Annotated in this window: 19 protein-coding genes and 1 tRNA gene; 11 read left to right on the top strand and 9 right to left on the bottom strand. The window is 44.7% G+C overall.

What is annotated here, in order from left to right; translation table 11 throughout:
- Positions 1 to 52: 52 nt before the first annotated feature.
- The 5 genes from EQU50_RS00435 to EQU50_RS00415 all read left to right on the top strand — a co-directional run bounded on the left by EQU50_RS00435 (position 53) and on the right by EQU50_RS00415 (position 5,672).
- Positions 53 to 979 (top strand): hypothetical protein, encoded by a 927-nt coding sequence (locus EQU50_RS00435; RefSeq protein ID WP_130153201.1) that lies wholly within the window; start codon positions 53 to 55, stop codon positions 977 to 979.
- 95 nt (positions 980 to 1,074) lie between these two features.
- The gene (locus tag EQU50_RS00430; RefSeq protein WP_130153200.1) at positions 1,075 to 2,058 is read left to right on the top strand and encodes a hypothetical protein; all 984 of its coding nucleotides are present in this window, start codon (positions 1,075 to 1,077) and stop codon (positions 2,056 to 2,058) included.
- Between the two features lie 86 nt (positions 2,059 to 2,144).
- Complete coding sequence (locus tag EQU50_RS00425) at positions 2,145 to 3,038, top strand: hypothetical protein (protein ID WP_130153199.1); 894 nt, start codon at positions 2,145 to 2,147, stop codon at positions 3,036 to 3,038.
- A gap of 143 nt (positions 3,039 to 3,181) precedes the next feature.
- On the top strand, positions 3,182 to 3,559 hold the full coding sequence (locus EQU50_RS00420; RefSeq protein WP_130153198.1) for a hypothetical protein: 378 nt from the start codon (positions 3,182 to 3,184) through the stop codon (positions 3,557 to 3,559).
- 250 nt (positions 3,560 to 3,809) lie between these two features.
- Positions 3,810 to 5,672 (top strand): alpha-amylase family protein, encoded by a 1,863-nt coding sequence (locus EQU50_RS00415; RefSeq protein WP_130153197.1) that lies wholly within the window; start codon positions 3,810 to 3,812, stop codon positions 5,670 to 5,672.
- Here EQU50_RS00415 and EQU50_RS00410 read toward each other — a convergent pair.
- Positions 5,665 to 6,428 (bottom strand): IS5 family transposase gene (locus EQU50_RS00410; protein ID WP_130153196.1). Its coding sequence is split into 2 segments (ribosomal slippage): positions 5,665 to 6,093 and positions 6,096 to 6,428, totalling 762 coding nucleotides; the frame shifts between segments, so codons are not numbered across the junction. The two genes, EQU50_RS00415 and EQU50_RS00410, sit on opposite strands and share 8 nt — an antisense overlap.
- A gap of 283 nt (positions 6,429 to 6,711) precedes the next feature.
- Here EQU50_RS00410 and EQU50_RS00405 point away from each other — a divergent pair.
- Entirely contained in the window at positions 6,712 to 7,221 is a 510-nt protein-coding gene (locus EQU50_RS00405; RefSeq protein ID WP_165380270.1) for a carbohydrate-binding module family 20 domain-containing protein, read from the top strand.
- 30 nt (positions 7,222 to 7,251) lie between these two features.
- Here EQU50_RS00405 and EQU50_RS00400 read toward each other — a convergent pair whose 3' ends face one another.
- Together EQU50_RS00400 and EQU50_RS00395 are read right to left on the bottom strand one after the other, a co-directional pair.
- The gene (locus tag EQU50_RS00400; RefSeq protein WP_130153194.1) at positions 7,252 to 8,493 is read right to left on the bottom strand and encodes a glutamate--cysteine ligase; all 1,242 of its coding nucleotides are present in this window, start codon (positions 8,491 to 8,493) and stop codon (positions 7,252 to 7,254) included.
- Entirely contained in the window at positions 8,494 to 9,003 is a 510-nt protein-coding gene (locus EQU50_RS00395; protein ID WP_165380269.1) for a DUF721 domain-containing protein, read from the bottom strand.
- On the opposite strand from EQU50_RS00395, the gene EQU50_RS00390 reads away from it, so the two are divergent.
- Positions 8,978 to 10,066 carry an A/G-specific adenine glycosylase gene (locus EQU50_RS00390; protein ID WP_207216265.1) on the top strand — a complete coding sequence of 363 codons (1,089 nt, stop codon included), beginning with the start codon at positions 8,978 to 8,980 and terminating at the stop codon, positions 10,064 to 10,066. The genes EQU50_RS00395 and EQU50_RS00390 overlap by 26 nt on opposite strands.
- A 34-nt stretch (positions 10,067 to 10,100) precedes the next feature.
- Here the strand turns inward: EQU50_RS00390 and EQU50_RS00385 are convergent, their stop codons facing one another.
- From EQU50_RS00385 to EQU50_RS00365, 5 genes are all read right to left on the bottom strand, one after another.
- Positions 10,101 to 10,295 (bottom strand): hypothetical protein, encoded by a 195-nt coding sequence (locus EQU50_RS00385; RefSeq protein WP_130153192.1) that lies wholly within the window; start codon positions 10,293 to 10,295, stop codon positions 10,101 to 10,103.
- A 303-nt stretch (positions 10,296 to 10,598) separates the two neighbouring features.
- The gene (locus EQU50_RS00380) at positions 10,599 to 11,603 is read right to left on the bottom strand and encodes an RluA family pseudouridine synthase (RefSeq protein ID WP_130153191.1); all 1,005 of its coding nucleotides are present in this window, start codon (positions 11,601 to 11,603) and stop codon (positions 10,599 to 10,601) included.
- The gene (locus EQU50_RS00375; protein ID WP_130153190.1) at positions 11,584 to 11,919 is read right to left on the bottom strand and encodes an NADH-ubiquinone oxidoreductase subunit NDUFA12 family protein; all 336 of its coding nucleotides are present in this window, start codon (positions 11,917 to 11,919) and stop codon (positions 11,584 to 11,586) included. Before EQU50_RS00375 ends, EQU50_RS00380 begins: the two co-directional genes overlap by 20 nt.
- Entirely contained in the window at positions 11,912 to 12,829 is a 918-nt protein-coding gene (locus EQU50_RS00370; protein ID WP_130153189.1) for a class I fructose-bisphosphate aldolase, read from the bottom strand. The genes EQU50_RS00375 and EQU50_RS00370 overlap by 8 nt, the downstream gene beginning before the upstream one ends.
- Before the next feature lie 296 nt (positions 12,830 to 13,125).
- Positions 13,126 to 13,422, bottom strand: coding sequence for a hypothetical protein (locus tag EQU50_RS00365; protein WP_130153188.1), 297 nt, complete (start codon positions 13,420 to 13,422; stop codon positions 13,126 to 13,128).
- A 107-nt stretch (positions 13,423 to 13,529) separates the two neighbouring features.
- Between EQU50_RS00365 and EQU50_RS00360 the strand changes: the two genes are divergently transcribed.
- Positions 13,530 to 13,616: transfer RNA gene (locus EQU50_RS00360), tRNA-Leu, on the top strand.
- Between the two features lie 121 nt (positions 13,617 to 13,737).
- A complete protein-coding gene (locus tag EQU50_RS08420) occupies positions 13,738 to 13,914 on the top strand; it encodes a (2Fe-2S) ferredoxin domain-containing protein (RefSeq protein WP_207216264.1) in 177 nt (58 codons plus the stop codon).
- A 27-nt stretch (positions 13,915 to 13,941) separates the two neighbouring features.
- Here the strand turns inward: EQU50_RS08420 and EQU50_RS00350 are convergent, their stop codons facing one another.
- The gene (locus EQU50_RS00350; protein ID WP_130153186.1) at positions 13,942 to 14,928 is read right to left on the bottom strand and encodes a Gfo/Idh/MocA family protein; all 987 of its coding nucleotides are present in this window, start codon (positions 14,926 to 14,928) and stop codon (positions 13,942 to 13,944) included.
- 110 nt (positions 14,929 to 15,038) lie between these two features.
- Here EQU50_RS00350 and EQU50_RS00345 point away from each other — a divergent pair, with 110 nt between their 5' ends.
- Positions 15,039 to 15,851 carry a hypothetical protein gene (locus EQU50_RS00345; RefSeq protein WP_130153185.1) on the top strand — a complete coding sequence of 271 codons (813 nt, stop codon included), beginning with the start codon at positions 15,039 to 15,041 and terminating at the stop codon, positions 15,849 to 15,851.
- A gap of 109 nt (positions 15,852 to 15,960) precedes the next feature.
- Positions 15,961 to 17,109, top strand: coding sequence for an ISAs1 family transposase (locus tag EQU50_RS00340; RefSeq protein WP_130153184.1), 1,149 nt, complete (start codon positions 15,961 to 15,963; stop codon positions 17,107 to 17,109).
- Positions 17,110 to 17,434: the final 325 nt, after the last annotated feature.

Here is a 17,434-nt window from a genome sequence, read left to right as displayed (position 1 = left end):
GGGTTTTTGCCAGTACCACGTTCATTTAATTGCATTCAAAACGGAGGAAAATATGAAATTTAAAACACTAAAATGGATGGGCTTGGCGCTGGCCATGACCTTGACAACGGGGCATGCAGCCGATTCTGAATATTGGACAGAATTTGAGGCAAAAAAAATTCCCCTGATGCAACATATTCAAAATTTATCCAACGTTTCCGAAGCTGCCCCAACAACTGTAAAAAACCACACAAAAAACGCGCTGGCTTATTTCTTTGCCACCGGTGGTAAATACGGCTTTCGCAAAGAACCCGCCACAGCCACTGAATATGATGTTTTGGTAAAAGCTTTGGCTGTAACGACAGCTTTGCATAATGCCTCATCGGCGCTTGATTTGGTTCAAATTAGAAGAGATTGTGGATTGACAACAGAAGATGAAAGAACCCAAAACCACCTGATTCAGGCTCAGGCGATTATGGCCCATGCCCGTTGGATGCCATCTTATTTTGACCCTGATTCAGCAGGATTTATAGTACAACTTCAGAATCATACAAAAAATGATTATCTTGTGCCGTTGCAAAAGCTTTCCACGAAACCCTCAACAGAAAATTTGAAATCAACCTATCTTAACTTGCTGACAGTGCCTGTTGTACAAGCAATCGTGTCGGTTGTATCACCGACATATGATGGGGAAATAGATGACAATTGTTTACACGACATTAAGGAAGTCGTGGACCGGAATTTTCCTGACCAATCGGGATTATCAAGTCACGCTTCAATAACCTTTCGAAGATGCGCTCACGATTCGACGAGTTTTAACGTCCAATCGGGAACAGAAAATTCAGCCTCACGGCACAGACCCCGCTCCCTCAATAGTTTTTCAAATAAAACCAATTCACTAAGGTGTTTATTTCATCCTTCCTCTTCTAATCAATCGACAGAAAACGGCCAGGATGACGATCACGAGACAAAAAGCGAGCCGGCGGAACATGATTGGTGATAACTTTATGGCCCCGCACAAATAGTGATTGCAAATTGAAGAAGTGACGACATATAAAAACACGTGACAAAATTACTTTTAAAATGGAGAAAAATATGAAATTTAAAACACTAAAATGGATAGGCTTGGCGCTGGTCATGACCTTGACAACGGGGCATGCTGCCGATTCTGAATATTGGAGGGAGTTTGAGGCAAAGGGAATTCCTCTTATGCAACATATTCAAGAGTTGTCTAACTTGGAGCATGCAACTGATGATGAAATAGACCACACAAAAAACGCGCTGGCTTATTTCTTTGCCACGGGTGGTAAGTATGGATTTCGCGAAGAACCTGCCACAGAGTCTGAATATGAAATTCTGGTCAAGGCTTTGGCGGTAACGACCGCGTTTCATTATTTTAAAGAGGAACAACAGCCCATTCTTGATTTGGTTGCTGTCAGAAGAAATTATAACCTAAGAACAGAAGATCAATCGATACAGAATCATTTGATTCATGCTCATGCAATTATTGGTTATACAATTTCTGCAAGTACTTTCCATTCTTGTACATCAGAGTTGCAAAAACAAAACCCCAATTTTTCCTGGAAGGATATTAAACAGGACGTTCAAAAAATAATAGTAAACCAAACCTTTGCCATAGCGACACAGGTTTATGCTGGACCTCTGGCAAGCATGTCATCCTCTACAAAAAGCGAAAATGATTTGCTATCCTTATACATTAACGGGGTCACCTTGCCTCTTCTGAAGAAAATCGTTTCAGCCCATGACAAAAAGGCAGTTGATGCTATACATCAAAAAGATATAGACGATATCAAAGCGGTTTTGAGACTAGTTTTTCCTCAGGCGGCTGCTCTGCAGACGACAACCACCGGGAAACGTCTTACGAAAATCGTGTTTTCAGATGGACGCTCCCTGGAACGCAGAGCCGACGGTGCCATCGTCACCAGTATGTTTGGTTTTCCTCTAACAAATACTGGAACATTTCAATACGGCGACATCTGCCTTGATGGAAGATGGTCCGATGAGCAACTGATTAATGAAATGAAAAAAATTGGTATTGCAAAAGTTTTGTATTCCTAACCTCCTTACCCCCCTCCCCCTAAAAAAAAGGGGGGGCTTTTTGCTTGCACCACGTTCATTTAATTGCATTCAAAACAGAGAGAAATATGAAATTTAAAACACTGAAATGGATAGGCTTGGCGCTGGTCATGACCTTGACAATCGGGCATGCTGCCGATTCTGAATATTGGAGAGAGTTTGAGGCAAAGGGAATTCCTTTGATGGACCATATTCGGAATTTGTCCAATGTGCCCCAGACTGCTTCTGATATTGTGAAAGACCACACAAAAAACGCGCTGGCTTATTTCTTTGCCACAGGTGGTAAGTATGGATTTCGCGAAGCACCCGCCACAGCATCTGAATATGAAATTCTGGTCAAGGCTTTGGCTGTAACGACCACATTGCATTATAGTACTTCCGGTAAAGTCGACGTTCTTGATTTGGTTGCCGTCAGACGAAGCTATAATCTAACAAATGAGGACGAAAGAATAAGGGATCATCTGATCAAAGCCCAGGCGATTATTAGTTATACAGTTGCTGCAACTGATCTTTTTCAAAGCGTTTCGGCACCCACAAACTTAAAGTCCGACGACGAGCTGGGGAATAGGGGCATTTTCATACGACAGGTGTGCTTCGATTGGCCATTAAAAGGGCTGGTCCCTGCAATCGCCGAAAACAATCTAAAAAAATCGTATATTAGCGGACTGACAGAAGATATCTTGAAAACAATCCTTTCAACCCCCGAACCAACTTACATTAAGAAAATCCATACTCTTTTGACAAAAGAACCTGCTAAGCAGAGCACTATGAAAATGGACAGTTTCCTCCTTTTAAATAATGAAAAAACGTATGTTCAGCTCGCCGTCGAGCTCCTGCTATCTATAGTGAAAAACTGGAAGAGCCGATCCAATAATTTCAGCGCAACATCGAGTCACACTATCAATGGCGTCACCACCACTAAAAAATGGACAAGCCTAGAGGAGTTTTTAAAAGAAAGATAGGATCGAGCCAATCTCAGAGAAAGATTCGGGCGATTGCTGAACTTTCACTAAATTTTTCTTAAAAACCTCTACATTAGTAACGCTATCTTAAGAATTATCATGCATACTAATTACTCTCTAAACACAAAACAGGAGTATACATCGTGCAGATACGCGCGCCTAAAATCAATCGTCGTTGGCCTTATTCCATGGCCGTTTTGTTGCTAACACTTTCAGCGGGCTTAAGCGCCGTTGTTGCCACCAGCAGTGACGATGATACAGTTTTATATGATCCAGATATTACTCAAAGTAAATGCGTTACAACCGTACAAGAAGAGTTAACCCAGACAAAGGCATCGAGTCCGGGAGACAAGAAAGAGAAAAATGTTAATTCATCATCATTCAAAAATTACTTTCGATCCAAGTACAGATTTAAAAGATTTACAACCAGATTCAGCTCGCCCACCACAAACCCCATGGCATACACCAGCTTCAGCTTCATTTCTAGCCACTTATCTGTCAAACGATCCTGCTGTATTTGAACCAAAGAAGTAGTAGGCCTTTCATCAGGACAGACAGAAAGACTTTGTTCAATACGCTGCATTCCTAGAAAGTAAGCGGCCCCACACAAACCATATGGGCTGTAAAGAGGTGAACAATTCGACCTTATTGTCCGTAAAGGGTCATGAAGGCTCCCATGAGTGAATACTCTCAAAATTAAATTAAACCATTAACTGTTTATTCATTTGTATATGTTTAAAATTGTTTATACGATTTTTTTGGAGCATTCAAATGACTAAGAATAACATCAAGGCGTTATGTTCAGCCTTATTATTATCAACCCTTGCCGTTCCGGCCTGTGCTGTGACGTCGGCGAATTTAAATGGCCCTGTTTTTTTTAATACGGCAGACACACCCGAAAGACCCAGAATTTATCATGCGTTTGATTTGGGTTATAATCTGACGAGTGCGCCGGCTTCTTTTTCAGGAGCAGACGCGACCCCCCTTTTAGGTAACCCTCCATCCACGTCTACCACAAAGTTGGCACAAATTGCAGCAAAAGGGTACACCCACGTCCTGGTATCACCCCCAAATGTCACAATACCTTTAACGACACCAGCATCAACGATATTAACATCAGCAACGGCAACAGCATCAACAACCCTGGCACCAAACAATTCTTGGAGCCTTGCTTATTACCCTTATATTTGTAACTTAAGCTATGCACCATCTGGTGGGAATACGTATCAAACCGATCTAAACACAGCCTTTCAAACGTTAGGCTTACCTGAAACGCCTTATTACAAATATGGGTACACGTTAAACGATGGAACCGTTGTGGGGTATCGTTTGGGGTCAGATCGTTATGGATCTGCCAATGATTTAGCAACACTTATCAATGCTGCAAATGCTTTGAAACTTGGTGTTATCGTCGATGTGGTTTTCCATCAGACTGGGTTTCAAGGTGGTAGTCTAGGCAGTTCGCCTTCCACGTCTTCCAGCGGAGCGACAACATATGCCGTTAACTATAGTCCAAACAGTTATAAGCTTTCTACAGAGCCTTTATCATATGCTGCCACAACCAGTGTTACTAACACTGTGACAACCGCTAATTCTACGACTGGAAACAGTGGACCGTCTACTTTGACTACAGGAAATATGAAGGTGACGACTACTGTAAGTGCCTCTGGAACCACCATTGTTACTACTACCCCTTCTCCAACGGTTAATTTCTTTAAGCAGACACCAACAACACTTGCTAATCCTGCCTATTCCACCACCACCTACTATTCCGATACCCTTGACACCAATCAGCCTGCGGTGCAAACGATGATTGCGGGATATTTGCAACTGTTAAAGGATATGGGCGTTGCGGGTATTCGTATCTATGGATTGTCGTCATCTCTTGATAACATGTCTTCAGTTTTACAGTCCATCGGTCAGGGGTCATCACAGACACCATCGTTCCCCTTGGGTTTTGGAGAGGATTCAAACAAAACAAATCGTGACGATCCTTCAGGCGATGCGGTAATCCTTGCCCCTACCCTGCCCCTGGAAGATTTTGCACTGCAAAAGCAGTTGGCCACCAGCTTTACGAAGACGGCAGGTGGGATGAGTTTTGGGTTCTCTAATCCTAGCATGCGTCTTATGGGTCCAGGCTCGAGCAATCCCCCTAATATGGCCATGCCAAAGGCCCTTGTGGGGAATACGCCAGCGATTACCTTTTCTGTGAATCAAGACATGTATCCTGGGGTCGGAACACTATCGGGGACAGGGGTCTTTTACAAGAATAGTAGCGCTACCTCTATTAACAGTGATGATACAGCACAATCCCAATTGGCCACTGCTTATTTGTGTTCAATACGGAATGGTTCGCCCATGGTGTTGCGATATGAAGATGAAAGGGACAGCAATACATTAATTGAACAGGCTTTGAGCTTTCGCACACGGATGGAACAATACAATGCACCTCACGAATATGTATCCACTTTGTCTAACACAGTAGGCAGCCCCAGTAACGTTCTATTGATCGCTCGTCAGCATGGTTTTGTTATCATCAATAATGGAGGAGATCCTTATACGACAACTTTAAATGATATAAATAAATTAGCCAGTGATAATTTAAAAACAACACTAGGGCGTGTCATCAATTAAGCCAAATAGCCGCAGCAACCAAATGTATGGCTCCCAGGAAGTTTCGAGCTGTTTTATCATATCGAGTGGCTATGGCTCTGTATTGTTTAAGTTTGGCGAAGAAGTTTTCGATGAGGTGCCGGGCCTTGTAGAGGTCTTTATCATACGAACAAGGGTTGATCCTATTCTTTTTTGGGGGAATGACCGCCTCACATCCTTTCTCTTCAAGTTTTTTTCTCATACGTTCGTCTGCGTCATAAGCCTTGTCAGCTAAGACGGCACCAGCTTGCGTAAGGTTATCTATTAAGGCATCGGCACCTTCTAAATCGTGATCTTGTCCGGCTGTTAAATAAAACCCTGTTGGATTTCCCAACGCATCACAGGTGGCATGAATTTTGGTGCTTAATCCTCCTTTGCTTCGTCCAATCGCTTGGTCAGCTGAGAATTCTTTTTTTTAGCACCAGCACTGTGCTGATGAGCACGCACTATACTTGAATCAATCATAGCGTATTCATTGTCAGCATCTTGGCTTAATAGCTCAAAAATTTTCTTCCACACACCTGATTGGCTCCACCTCGAATGGCGTAGATGAATAACTCTAAAATCCCCAAAACGTTCCGGTAAATCACGCCACGGAATTCCAGCTCGATATCGATATAGAACGGCTTCTATAAATAGGCGATTGTCTTTTGCTGTTGCACCAACATATCCTTCCCTTCCAGGTAGCATACCCTTAATGCGATCCCATTGATCATCCCGTAATGCGTAGCGTCTCACCGAAAAAAACCTCGTAAAATTTTTCTCAATTAAAACAGAAATCTATGACTTATTCAATTGATGACACGCCCTAGGAAATACTATTGGCAGCCCAGGAAAATCCATAACAACTCCTAACTGGGTGCCACTTTCCTACTACATTCCTGGTGGAGGGTACCAGGAAGTAGTACCTAGTGGATCAACTGGAACATCTTACACAATAGGCTGGACTACCAACAGTTCTTACACAACAACGCCTGGCTACTCTTATAACAATTTCACTACACTGTCAGGTCTCTCTACTGTGTCGGTTCCAGCTGGTGACGCAAAGTTTTTTGTTCTCACATCTGCTCAAATACCACAAACGGCCTGCACTGTGACGTTCACCTCCAATGCAATTCCGCCGTCAGGGCAGCAAGTTGCCATCGCTGGTAATCACCCTATACTGGGAAGCTGGAGCATACGTCCTGACCTTTTGAATGTGATGCTGCCTTCAACCAACTCAGGGGCTCGGTGGTCAACTCTTCCCCTGCGATTCCCCTCCGGCTTGCCTCTTGTATACCAAAATGTGTTAGGAGTAAGGGGCATTGGGATGGATACTGTTAGCAGCACGGCTACAAACTCTAATAATACTGGCGTACAGACATGGGAATATACCAGTGGCACACAAAATAGACTCTTCATCGTTCCACCACCCAGTATTACGACTGCCCCTGTTACGGCTAGTGTGGCCAGCTATGGTACATATACTACTCCTGATGGAGCCGTTGTCAAAATGAATGCTAACGGAGCAACAGTGACCCAACAAGGCTAAATAGATCATTCTATGTTAAAAGGGTCTTCGTTATCGCGGAGGCCCTATACTCATAAACGGTTCCAAATAAATGGCCTCTGTCTGGCCTTCGCCATTATAAAACTGCCGGCGGGAAAGGCCTGCGTGGCTGATGGCCAACACCTGTTGAAGCCACGTTTCCAACGGCGACCCCTTAAAAACCGCCTTCATCCCCTGTTTTGGAATCCGTTGGTAAAGGTCTTGCACTTCGCCATACGTCCAGTCTTTGGTTAAATCCGCCACGGCGCTTAAACTGTCCTTGTCATACAACAGGCCAACCCACAACGCCGGCAGAGCAATCAGTTGTTCAAGGGACCCACTGTCGGCGCCCCGCATTTCCAGGTAATGCTTTAACCGCACCTCGGGAAAGGCTGTGCTTAAGTGGTCATGCCAATCCTGTAAAGTTGGGTATTCGCTAGGCAGGGCCGGCAATTTCCCCTGCATAAAATCGGCAAATGATTGCCCCGTGGCATCAATATACGCCCCATCCCTTTTCACGAAATACATCGGCACCGTCAGCATATAATCCACGTACCGTTCAAACCCCATGCCGCGCTCAAACACAAACGCCAATATGCCCGTGCGGTCGGGGTCGGTGTCTTGCCAAATCTGAGACCGGTACGACTGATAATCGGTCTGTTGACCCTCCACTTGCCCAGAATTGGCAAACAACGCCGTCACCATCGGCTGCAGCGCCATACCCACGCGCATTTTGGTCACCATGTCCGCCTCTGACTGATAATCCAAATTGGCCTGAACGGTGCAGGTACGCGTCATCATATCCAGGCCCAGATCCCCCCGGGTCGGCATATACCGCCGCATCAGGTCATAGCGCGCCTTTGGCATCCAGGGGACGTCTTCCCGTTTGTTAAAAGGGTCAAACCCCACAGCCTGAAATTTCAGACCCAGATCCTGACTGACCACGGCCACCTGCTGTTGATGCGTCACCAATTCTTGATACGTCTCATGCACCGTTTTAAACGGCGCCCCCGATAATTCAAACTGCCCACCAGGTTCCAAACTAATGGCCGCCTGGGTGTTTGGCGATTGCAGCCCAATCAAATAATCGTTTTCCATGACAGGTTGCCAGCCAAATGCCTGCAGGCTTTCCAAAATCTGCCAAATAGACTGGTAAGGCGCGCGCCCATGACCCTTTAAAAACACAAACTGTTCGTGTTCAGTACCAATACGAAACTGCTGTGGCGATTTACAGCCAGACGCCAGATCGTCAATCAAATCTTGTTTGGTTAACACCTAAGAAACCCTAGCCTGCAAAGAGGTGGCCAGATTTTCCAAGGCCTGCTTCAGACTGTCATCCGAGACGTCCTGCAACAAACCCTGCCACGCCTCTGGCAGCGGCGCCTTTACAAGGGTGGCCGTCTTCTTGATAGGCACGACCCCAGACAAAGGCTTATGAAATACCCGAACGCGGTCAATCGCCTGATAGCCATAATATTGGTTCACCCGCTCAATAATCGTGGCCTGGCTGTATGTCAGGACGGCTGCCATCGTACTGCTGGTTTGCAGGTGCAAGCACCCCTGTTGACGTCGCCCCGCACTGAAACTGATTTTTAGGACCTGGGACACATTGGCCAATTCTGCTCCCACAACCCGCGGCCATTCCAACACCAGGTCAGCCGTTATCAACCCCTGTTGGCGACAAACCGGGGTCATCACCTTGCCCATCACCACCCCCAGAGAGCGGCCAGCCCGTGAAAATCTTGGATATTGCTTTGCGATGGCAGAACCTTTTATTGTTGGCATTGTTAGATTCATTAACCTTACAAAATGGCCATCTGTCAATATGGATATAGCTGCCTTTCGTCATCGTCTGCTGCATTGGTATGACAGCAACCGGCGCACCCTGCCCTGGCGAGCCTTAAAGGGTCAAAAACCCAACCCCTATCACGTGTTGCTTAGCGAGATCATGTTGCAGCAAACAACAGTGGCCACCGTGATTGCCTATTTTGAACGCTTTATTGGCCAGTGGCCAACGTTGGAAGCGATGGCTAAGGCGTCGTTGGATGACGTTCTGGTCGCGTGGCAAGGTCTGGGGTATTACAGTCGTGCTCGAAATCTGCACAAGGCTTTGGGGCAGTTGGCTGACCTGCCGTCCTTTCCGCAAACGCCCGATGATCTTAGGAAGCTTCCAGGCGTTGGTGATTATACTGCCAAAGCCATCGCATCAATAGCCTTTGACCAGCCCGTTGTGCCGGTCGATGGAAATGTGATTCGGGTGGTGGCCCGCGTTTTTGGGTTGACTCAAGCGCTGCCGATGTTGAAGAAAACAGTCGCTGAAAAAGCGTTATTATTGGCGGCCGATGATCGACCGGGTGATTTTGCGCAAAGCCTGATGGATTTAGGATCCATGATCTGCCGCCCCCAACAGCCGCGCTGCGACAGATGCCCCTTGAGAAGTTTATGCAAAGGCTACGAGGACAGCCTGCAACACACGTTACCCATCAAAGCCGTTAAGCCGCCAAAGCCCACCCGTTATGGTTGTGCGTTTTTGACGATGAATAAGCAGGGCCAGATTTGGCTGAGGCGCCGTCCAGAGAAAGGGCTTTTGGGGGGCATGATTGAAGTGCCAGGGACTGCGTGGGCAGAGCAACCAACCGAGCTGGTTCACGATGGTTTGTGGCGCGGCATAGTTAAACATACGTTCACCCATTTTCACCTGAACCTAAGCGTATATGAAACGACCAAGGATCCAGAAGAAATCCTAGGCTTTCCAACGGGCTTTTGGGCCGACACCAAGGCCCTTGACCAACAAGCCCTGCCCACAGTAATGAAAAAAGTTTTAGCATTCCTGAGACCTGAGACCTGAGACCTGAGACCTGAGACCTGGCACAATACTGACATTATTTGGGGCCCACCTGGCAATCCCAAAAAAAACGGCACCCACCCAACCGCTCCACCTCAACATAACCTACCTCTGCCGCTAAATCTCTCGATTTTTGGGCACATCTCGTCACCGGGTTCCAATCCGGTGAAAATTCGTCTATGGTGACAAAGCGCTTCGTCAGCTCAACAAGGTAACCTTGTGAAAAAATCACAAGGGGGCTTTTATATGCCCAATCATGCACCCACCGATGTGTGAGTGTTTCTAGCTCCAACCACAATCAGACTATCATGAGGAACGTTAAAAAATGATTAAAGCAAGCCACACTCATTTTTTTCATGAGAAAGCCCTCAATATACCCAATTCAGATCATTTTGCGGGATTTTTATGAAAGATATTTTTCCAGAAACAAGGTAAAAAAACCGCGCATAGCCAGCTACGTAAGGATTTTGAGCCACAGTTTATGGGGAAAAGATCAAACAGAAATACCCGGGAAATGATCTCAATTGGGTATAGACTACCCATCCAAAACTTCGTTTAATAACTCTAAAAAATCCGTTGGCGCCGGGGCCCTAAAATTCATGACTTCGTTAGAGCGGGGGTGGATAAACTGCAATTCTCTGGCGTGAAGGGCCTGTCGGTTAAATGACCCAAAACTTTCAGGGCAATATTTCAGCAAAGCCGTTGATGACCTCTGCCCATAAAGCGGATCACCAAGGATAGGGAAACCGGCATGCTGGCTGTGAATACGAATTTGATGGGTACGACCCGTGTCAAGGGTAAACAGAACCCAAGAAACGTTAACGGGCTTCCTAGCAGTTCCAAAATCCCTTGTCGCCTCCACCTTATAATGTGTACGAGAAAAACGACCCGTATCTGTTGTACTGACTGCCATTTTTTGTCGATTGCGCGGATGGCGATAAAGATACGTTTCAATCACACCCTTTGGGGCAAGGGGACAACCCCAAACCAACCCCTCGTACATCCTTTTTAAAGTGCGGTTTTTGTCCGTTTCCAGAATTTTAGGCTCAAACTGTTTGGATAAATGCTGATGCGCCCAATCATTTTTTGCAATGACCATAAGGCCACTGGTATCTTTGTCCAGCCGATGCACAATGCCAGGCCTTTTAACGCCGCCAATACCCGACAACGAATCACCGCAATGGGCCAACAAAGCATTCACCAACGTTTCATCATGGTGACCAGGTGCTGGATGAACAACCAATCCTGGTGCTTTATTAATCACCAAAACATCATCGTCCTCATAAATCACATCAAGCTCAATGTCTTGCGGTTGTGGGATCGCGTCAACGGCCGGTGGAGGATTGATCTGATAACCTTCCCCCATTTTTACCTTGTAACTGCAATCATGAAAGGGAGAGCCGTCTTTGGTCACGCAGCCCTGCTCTATCCAAGCCTGGAATCGACTGCGGCTGTATTCAGGGTACTCAACAGCCAGAAACTTATCAAGTCGCTGCCCACCGGTGTCTTCAGTGACGATTTTAAGGTCTCCAGGATTCATAATCTTTCGCCGTTTGAGGGAATTGTCGTTTCGATCGGGGGGACAAATTTGTCCCCGTTAAGTTGGGCAAGTGGGGTTTGATCCAGGAATAGGGTTGATCTATGGCAGGCAGCTCATCCGTTCGATAATGCAACCAGCCGTGCCAATCGGCGGGTACTTTGGATGCGTCTTCGAATCCCTTGTAAACCACCCACCGTCGATACTTTAAACTTTTATTAGAATACTTTCGATGTTCATAATAACGGTTCCCAAAGTCATCACAACCGACCAATTGGCCTCGCCACCAACTATAAACACCAAACCACCAATCACGCATAAATTTTGGTCAATTCTTCCAGCAAGTTCATGGCTTCAGCATGGGGGCGTTGAAAACAATTGCGCCCAATGATGGAACCATTACCACCCCCTGCCCTTATGGCCTTGGCATCCGCCAATACATCTTGGATATCTTTGGTTTCTCCCCCAGAAAACACAACCATTCGGCGACCATTGAAACAACAGTCCTTCACATGGCGAACTCGGTCGACCAGAGTATCAATTTTAACGTGATGGGTCAGATATTGGTGCTTGGCCTCGGGCATTTCCAGGTGCGCGGTCGGTAACTTCACCTTGATGACATGGGCCCCCAAAAGGGCTGCCATGTGGGCGCCATAGGCTATGACGTCAAGGGCGGTTTCACCCTCCTTCGTCATGCTTCCCCGAGCATAAGACCAAATGATCACGGCCAAACCGCAGCTTTTCGCCTCGTGCGCTAATTCACGAATATCTTCAAACATACTTAAAGAATCGTCAGATCCCGGGTAAATCGTAAAGCCAATAGCCGAGCACCCTAATCGCAAAGCATCGTCGATAGAGGCAGTCACGGCCTGATTAGGTGCAACCGCTTTTGATAACAAACTGTTGCTGCTGTTCATTTTTAAAATGGTAGGAACGGCACCGGCAAAGGTATCAGCGCCGGCCTCTAACCAACCTAAAGGCGCTGCATAAGCCGACAGACCACCATCCACAGCCATTTGGAAATGGTAATGGGGATCATAGGCTGATGGGTTTGCCGCATAACTTCGCCCGGGCCCATGTTCAAACCCCTGGTCAACAGGCAAAATAACAAGATTCCCCGTGCCAGCCAACTTGCCATGCATCAACAACCGGGCCAAATTGGTTTTAACACCGGGATTATCGCTTTCGTAATATCCTAAAATCTTTTTAACAGCAGGGGTAATCAGCATTTTTTCCGAACCTTTAAAATTTATAGGCCCAGTCTACATTTGATGAAGTAAGTTTTAAAGAATTTACTGAATTATTCTTGTTTTTTTAAACCCTTTTGAAACTTTTTAAAAAGGCTACAGGCACCGATAACGTCCATATCGCGATGCTGATTACAATATAATAACTGAATAATAAATCAAAATTTGTAAATAAGCCAATAATGTGCAGAGTCGTTAAACATATACCCACCAAACAAGAAATGATGGCAAAGTAAAAAACCCCATAACCGCAGAATACAACCCAAGCTTTAAGAATTTCATTCATTTCCTTGAGTCCCTTTCATTTGTGAATTTCGAACTGCGTCATCAAGGGATGATTCAGGTGAAATGGGTCGAAATAACATAATAAGGCCGAAATCATGCTCTAAATCTCGTCGCCTAAAAATACAAAAGCCAAATGACAGAAGTGCAGTCACCATGGCATGCATTGGAACAACAGGGTGGACCGTCCCCTTTAATAAGAATGAGATTCCGCCATCAAGGACCAACCAAAATACCCCTGTCCCTAAAAATGCGGAAATGTGCGCAAAAAATTGTCTATGTCCAAACTTCATGAAAGAGATCTGAAAGAAATTGGTCTTATCTTTAAGTTTGCGCTTAAAAGGTTAATAATGAATTGACAAAGCCGCCCTAAATTCTTTACCTAATAGAATACAATCAAGCCCAGATGGCGGAATTGGTAGACGCGCTAGTTTCAGGTATTAGTGGGCGCAAGCCCTTGGAAGTTCGAGTCTTCTTCTGGGCACCATTTTTTGGTCAATATGTATCCAAATTTCAAGAACCACGTTTTTATTTGCCAAAATAAACGAGCAGACGGTCACCCCTTGGGGTGTTGTCTGTCAAAAGGCTCCGACACTATATTAAATTATATGAAAACACGCGTTAAGGAATTGGGCCTAGAAAATATTCGCATCAACAAAGCGGGCTGCTTAGGCGTATGTGAGCATGGTCCTGCCGCTGTCATTTACCCCCAAGGGAATTGGCATACGATTGCATCGGTTGAAGAGGCTGAGCTGGTTATTCAAAATCATTTATGCCAGGTGTGATGCTTGTTTTTTAACAGACCCTAAGAATCAAATCTGCAAAGACACAAGGTGCCCGCCTTGCACCAGCAATTCTGAGGCTCTTTCGTTAATTACAGGCGCCAGTCTGCCATTTTTAAGACTTTCGATGAAAGCGTCCAGCTGAAAATCATACGTTGTCTTTCCATCACCCAGAGACAGACAAGGCTTCATCGGAAGATTCGTCTCTAAAGTCCACACATCTTTGGGGGCTTCAATATCAAAAGTTGTCGGGTTCATACCCGATTTCAGGTTCATGAAACCATTTTCCCCTTCGACTTGAATTTCTGACTCAAAAACATCCCCGCTAAAATCGCAAAGAAATTCAGCCCGCGTCTTTCCATCACTTGAGATAAGAGTTCCTGAAGTTTCTAGATCTACACTGTGTGTTTTTTTGACAACGTTGATGTTGTCAAAAGACAAAGGCTTTTGAATCACTGTGGTCAACACATCCAAACAATAGCAGCCCAGGTGTTTTAGGACGCCACCCTTCAAATCGGGATTAAGACGAATGTCATCCCCTTCAATTGGCAGATAATAACGAAGAGTCACTTTCACACAATGAATATCGCCCAAAATTCTTTCGCTTAATAAGGCAAAAAAATCCTTCAAGGCCGGATGATATCTATAGTGCATCGCCTCCATAAGGAAAAGATTGCGAGACAAAGCGAATTTTTTCAACGACTCCGCCATCCCACTGCTAGTAAATGCAGGCTTTTCGCACAAAACATGCTTGCCTGCCTGCAAAGCCTTTTGTATCCAAAACTCGTGGAGCGAATTGGGAGTGGAAATGTAAACAGCAGCAATTCTGGGGTCATCTAACAAATCTTGATAAGCCCCATAAGCTGTAGGGATATCATGCAATTTTGCATAGGCAGTCGCTTTATGTGGACTCCGCGAAGCCACTGCAATCACCCGACAATCGGTACGCTTTTCCACAGGAATCAATATGGATTGATGGTTTATTTTTGCTGTAGAGAGGATACCAATGAAAATCATAATACTAAAATATTAGTTAAAATTAACAAAAAACCAGCACATTGTTAATAAATATTTAATACTCTTAAACTATTTGCTTCTCTTAGCAACCTAATTTAAAGGAATATCTTATGAGAAGTCAAAAAATTTGGTTCATCCTCCTTCTTACAATTATCATAGATCACCCAACATACGCATCTGATGCGCAAATTGATAAAGTTCAAGTTTCAGGAACGTTACCATCGGTTCTGAACCAAAACTATAACGATTGCACCATTAACGCCATAGCTTCGGCAATCGAATACCTAACAACCCCAAAGAATTCTAGTCACCAAAGTCCCCTTTATCCTTTAAAAATATCGCGCAGTGGCCTGTATACGCTGGCAAAATATAGTGCCTTTTCAGGTATTAATGATTGGAAAAAAAATGTCTATACTGCCTGGCGCCCGGATTTTGGTGTTTCAATTGGAGAGGCTCTGATAACGCTGAATAAGTATGGGTGTTTTCCTGAAAACTCTTTCAAACTTGAAGACGGCTATTTTGTAAATGGGTGGCCTTATGCTGAACAACAGACGCCGGTTCCCCCAGAAATGCTACATATTGCGAGCGATACAAGTTTCGACGGTATTACGCCATCCGTGAAACCACTTTTGCTACAAGGGTCGATTCTTCGAAAAACAGAACTGTGCGACCACCAAAACCCTTATGCTAAAGTAAAAAAACATCTTTTCTACACACCAATTGAACGCCCCAAAACATTCGCACCTGACTTCTATAAACACCTTAAGGACCAAACACAAAACGACAATCCCCTTGTTATAGGAATCAGCGCCACCCAAGACTTTGTTGGTGCGCGAGGAGATTCTGTTATTCAGGGCAACGGGGCCTTAGCCAGAGACATGCATGTGATTTTAGTATTGGGGATAGCATGGCGATTGCACTGAAAATTAGTTTAGTATTCTAAAAATTATTTCCTAATTTTTTATTCGGCTTTTCTGCTGTTCTATCCGTTGTTATTATTCTTTTTTCTCAATAAAGAAAAAGGAAACAGGGATGCAGTTATCAGATACTTTCCTCAAACATTTTGAACCTCTTGCCGATCCTCGTATTGATAACCACAACAAGCTTCACAAATTGCACGATATCTTGGTAATAACAATATTGGCCACAATTTGTGGCGCTGATAACTGGGTTGATATTAGTGAATTTGGCAAAGCCAAATACGATTGGTTATCAACATTTCTCGAGCTGCCTAATGGTGTGCCATCTCATGATACTTTTGGCCGTGTGTTTTCCATACTTGACCCAGAGCAATTTGAATCCTGCTTTTATGCATGGATCAAGTCACTCTCTATCGATGTTAATTCTGAGATTATTGCTATTGATGGAAAAACGCTACGGGGTTCTGGCAACAGAAGAAAAGAGAAAAAAGCCCTACACATTGTAAGTGCCTGGGCAAGCAATCAAAGTCTTCTTTTAGGGCAAGTTAAAACGGATGAAAAATCCAATGAAATTACAGCCATTCCAAAATTACTCAAGATGATTGATGTTACTGGTAGTACAGTCACCATTGACGCCATGGGTTGTCAGCAGTCAATTGCTGAAGAGATCTTAATTCAAGGTGCAGACTACGTATTAGCTCTAAAAGATAATCAACCGAAGCTTCATGAAATGGTCAAGGCAATTTTCCATATAGGAGAATCACGTCAGTACAAGAAGATGCTTAATCGACGGAAAGTAGAGAAGATCCATGATCATGGTCGCATAGAAACACGTCGCTATACATTAGTATCAGCACGCGATCCGGCAGTATTTCAACTTCGTTGGCCTGGGTTAAAGGGTGTTGGCATGCTTGAAACAACACGCACAACTAATAATCAGGTTGAGCGTAGTACCCGCTACTTTCTAACAAGTTTAGCCTATGAAAATATTGATCAGTTTATGGTTGCTGTCAGAAAACACTGGAACATAGAAATTAACCTGCACTGGTCTTTGGATGTAGGTTTTAGGGAAGACCATAACCAGGTGCATGTTGGCCACGCGGCCAAGAATTTGGCTGTCATGAGACGTATTGCTTTGAATCTACTCAAGCAAGAAAAAACGAATAAACGAGGGGTGAGCTGTCGACGGAAGGTAGCAGGCTGGGACAACAAATACTTATTGAAAATTCTAACCGCTGACCACAATTTAAAGCGCGTTTGAGCGGATTGACTGATATAAACGGTAAGTCTTTTAAAGGGGAGGATAGTGTCTAAAAATAAAAAAAACAGGAAGTAGATCTCTCAAAACCTACAAAATCAAATCAATCTACAAAAGTTTGAGAAATAGCAGAAACCGTAATTTTAAAAACTAGGCTGAGGAGATGTCAGTGCAATCGCCATGTTGGGGATAGGGGATCATCTTGGTCAAAAAGATTGTTTTTACATTCAAAATTCATGGGGATCATCCTGGGGCAATGGCGGCAGAGGATATCTAAGTCAGGCGTATTTTGAAAAACATTTCTATGGCGGATACGCCGTTTCACTGC

The sequence above is a fragment of the Candidatus Finniella inopinata genome, assembly GCF_004210305.1.
Taxonomy (GTDB): Bacteria; Pseudomonadota; Alphaproteobacteria; order Paracaedibacterales; family CAIULA01; genus Finniella; species Finniella inopinata_A.
This window is presented reverse-complemented; position numbering and strand designations above follow the sequence as displayed.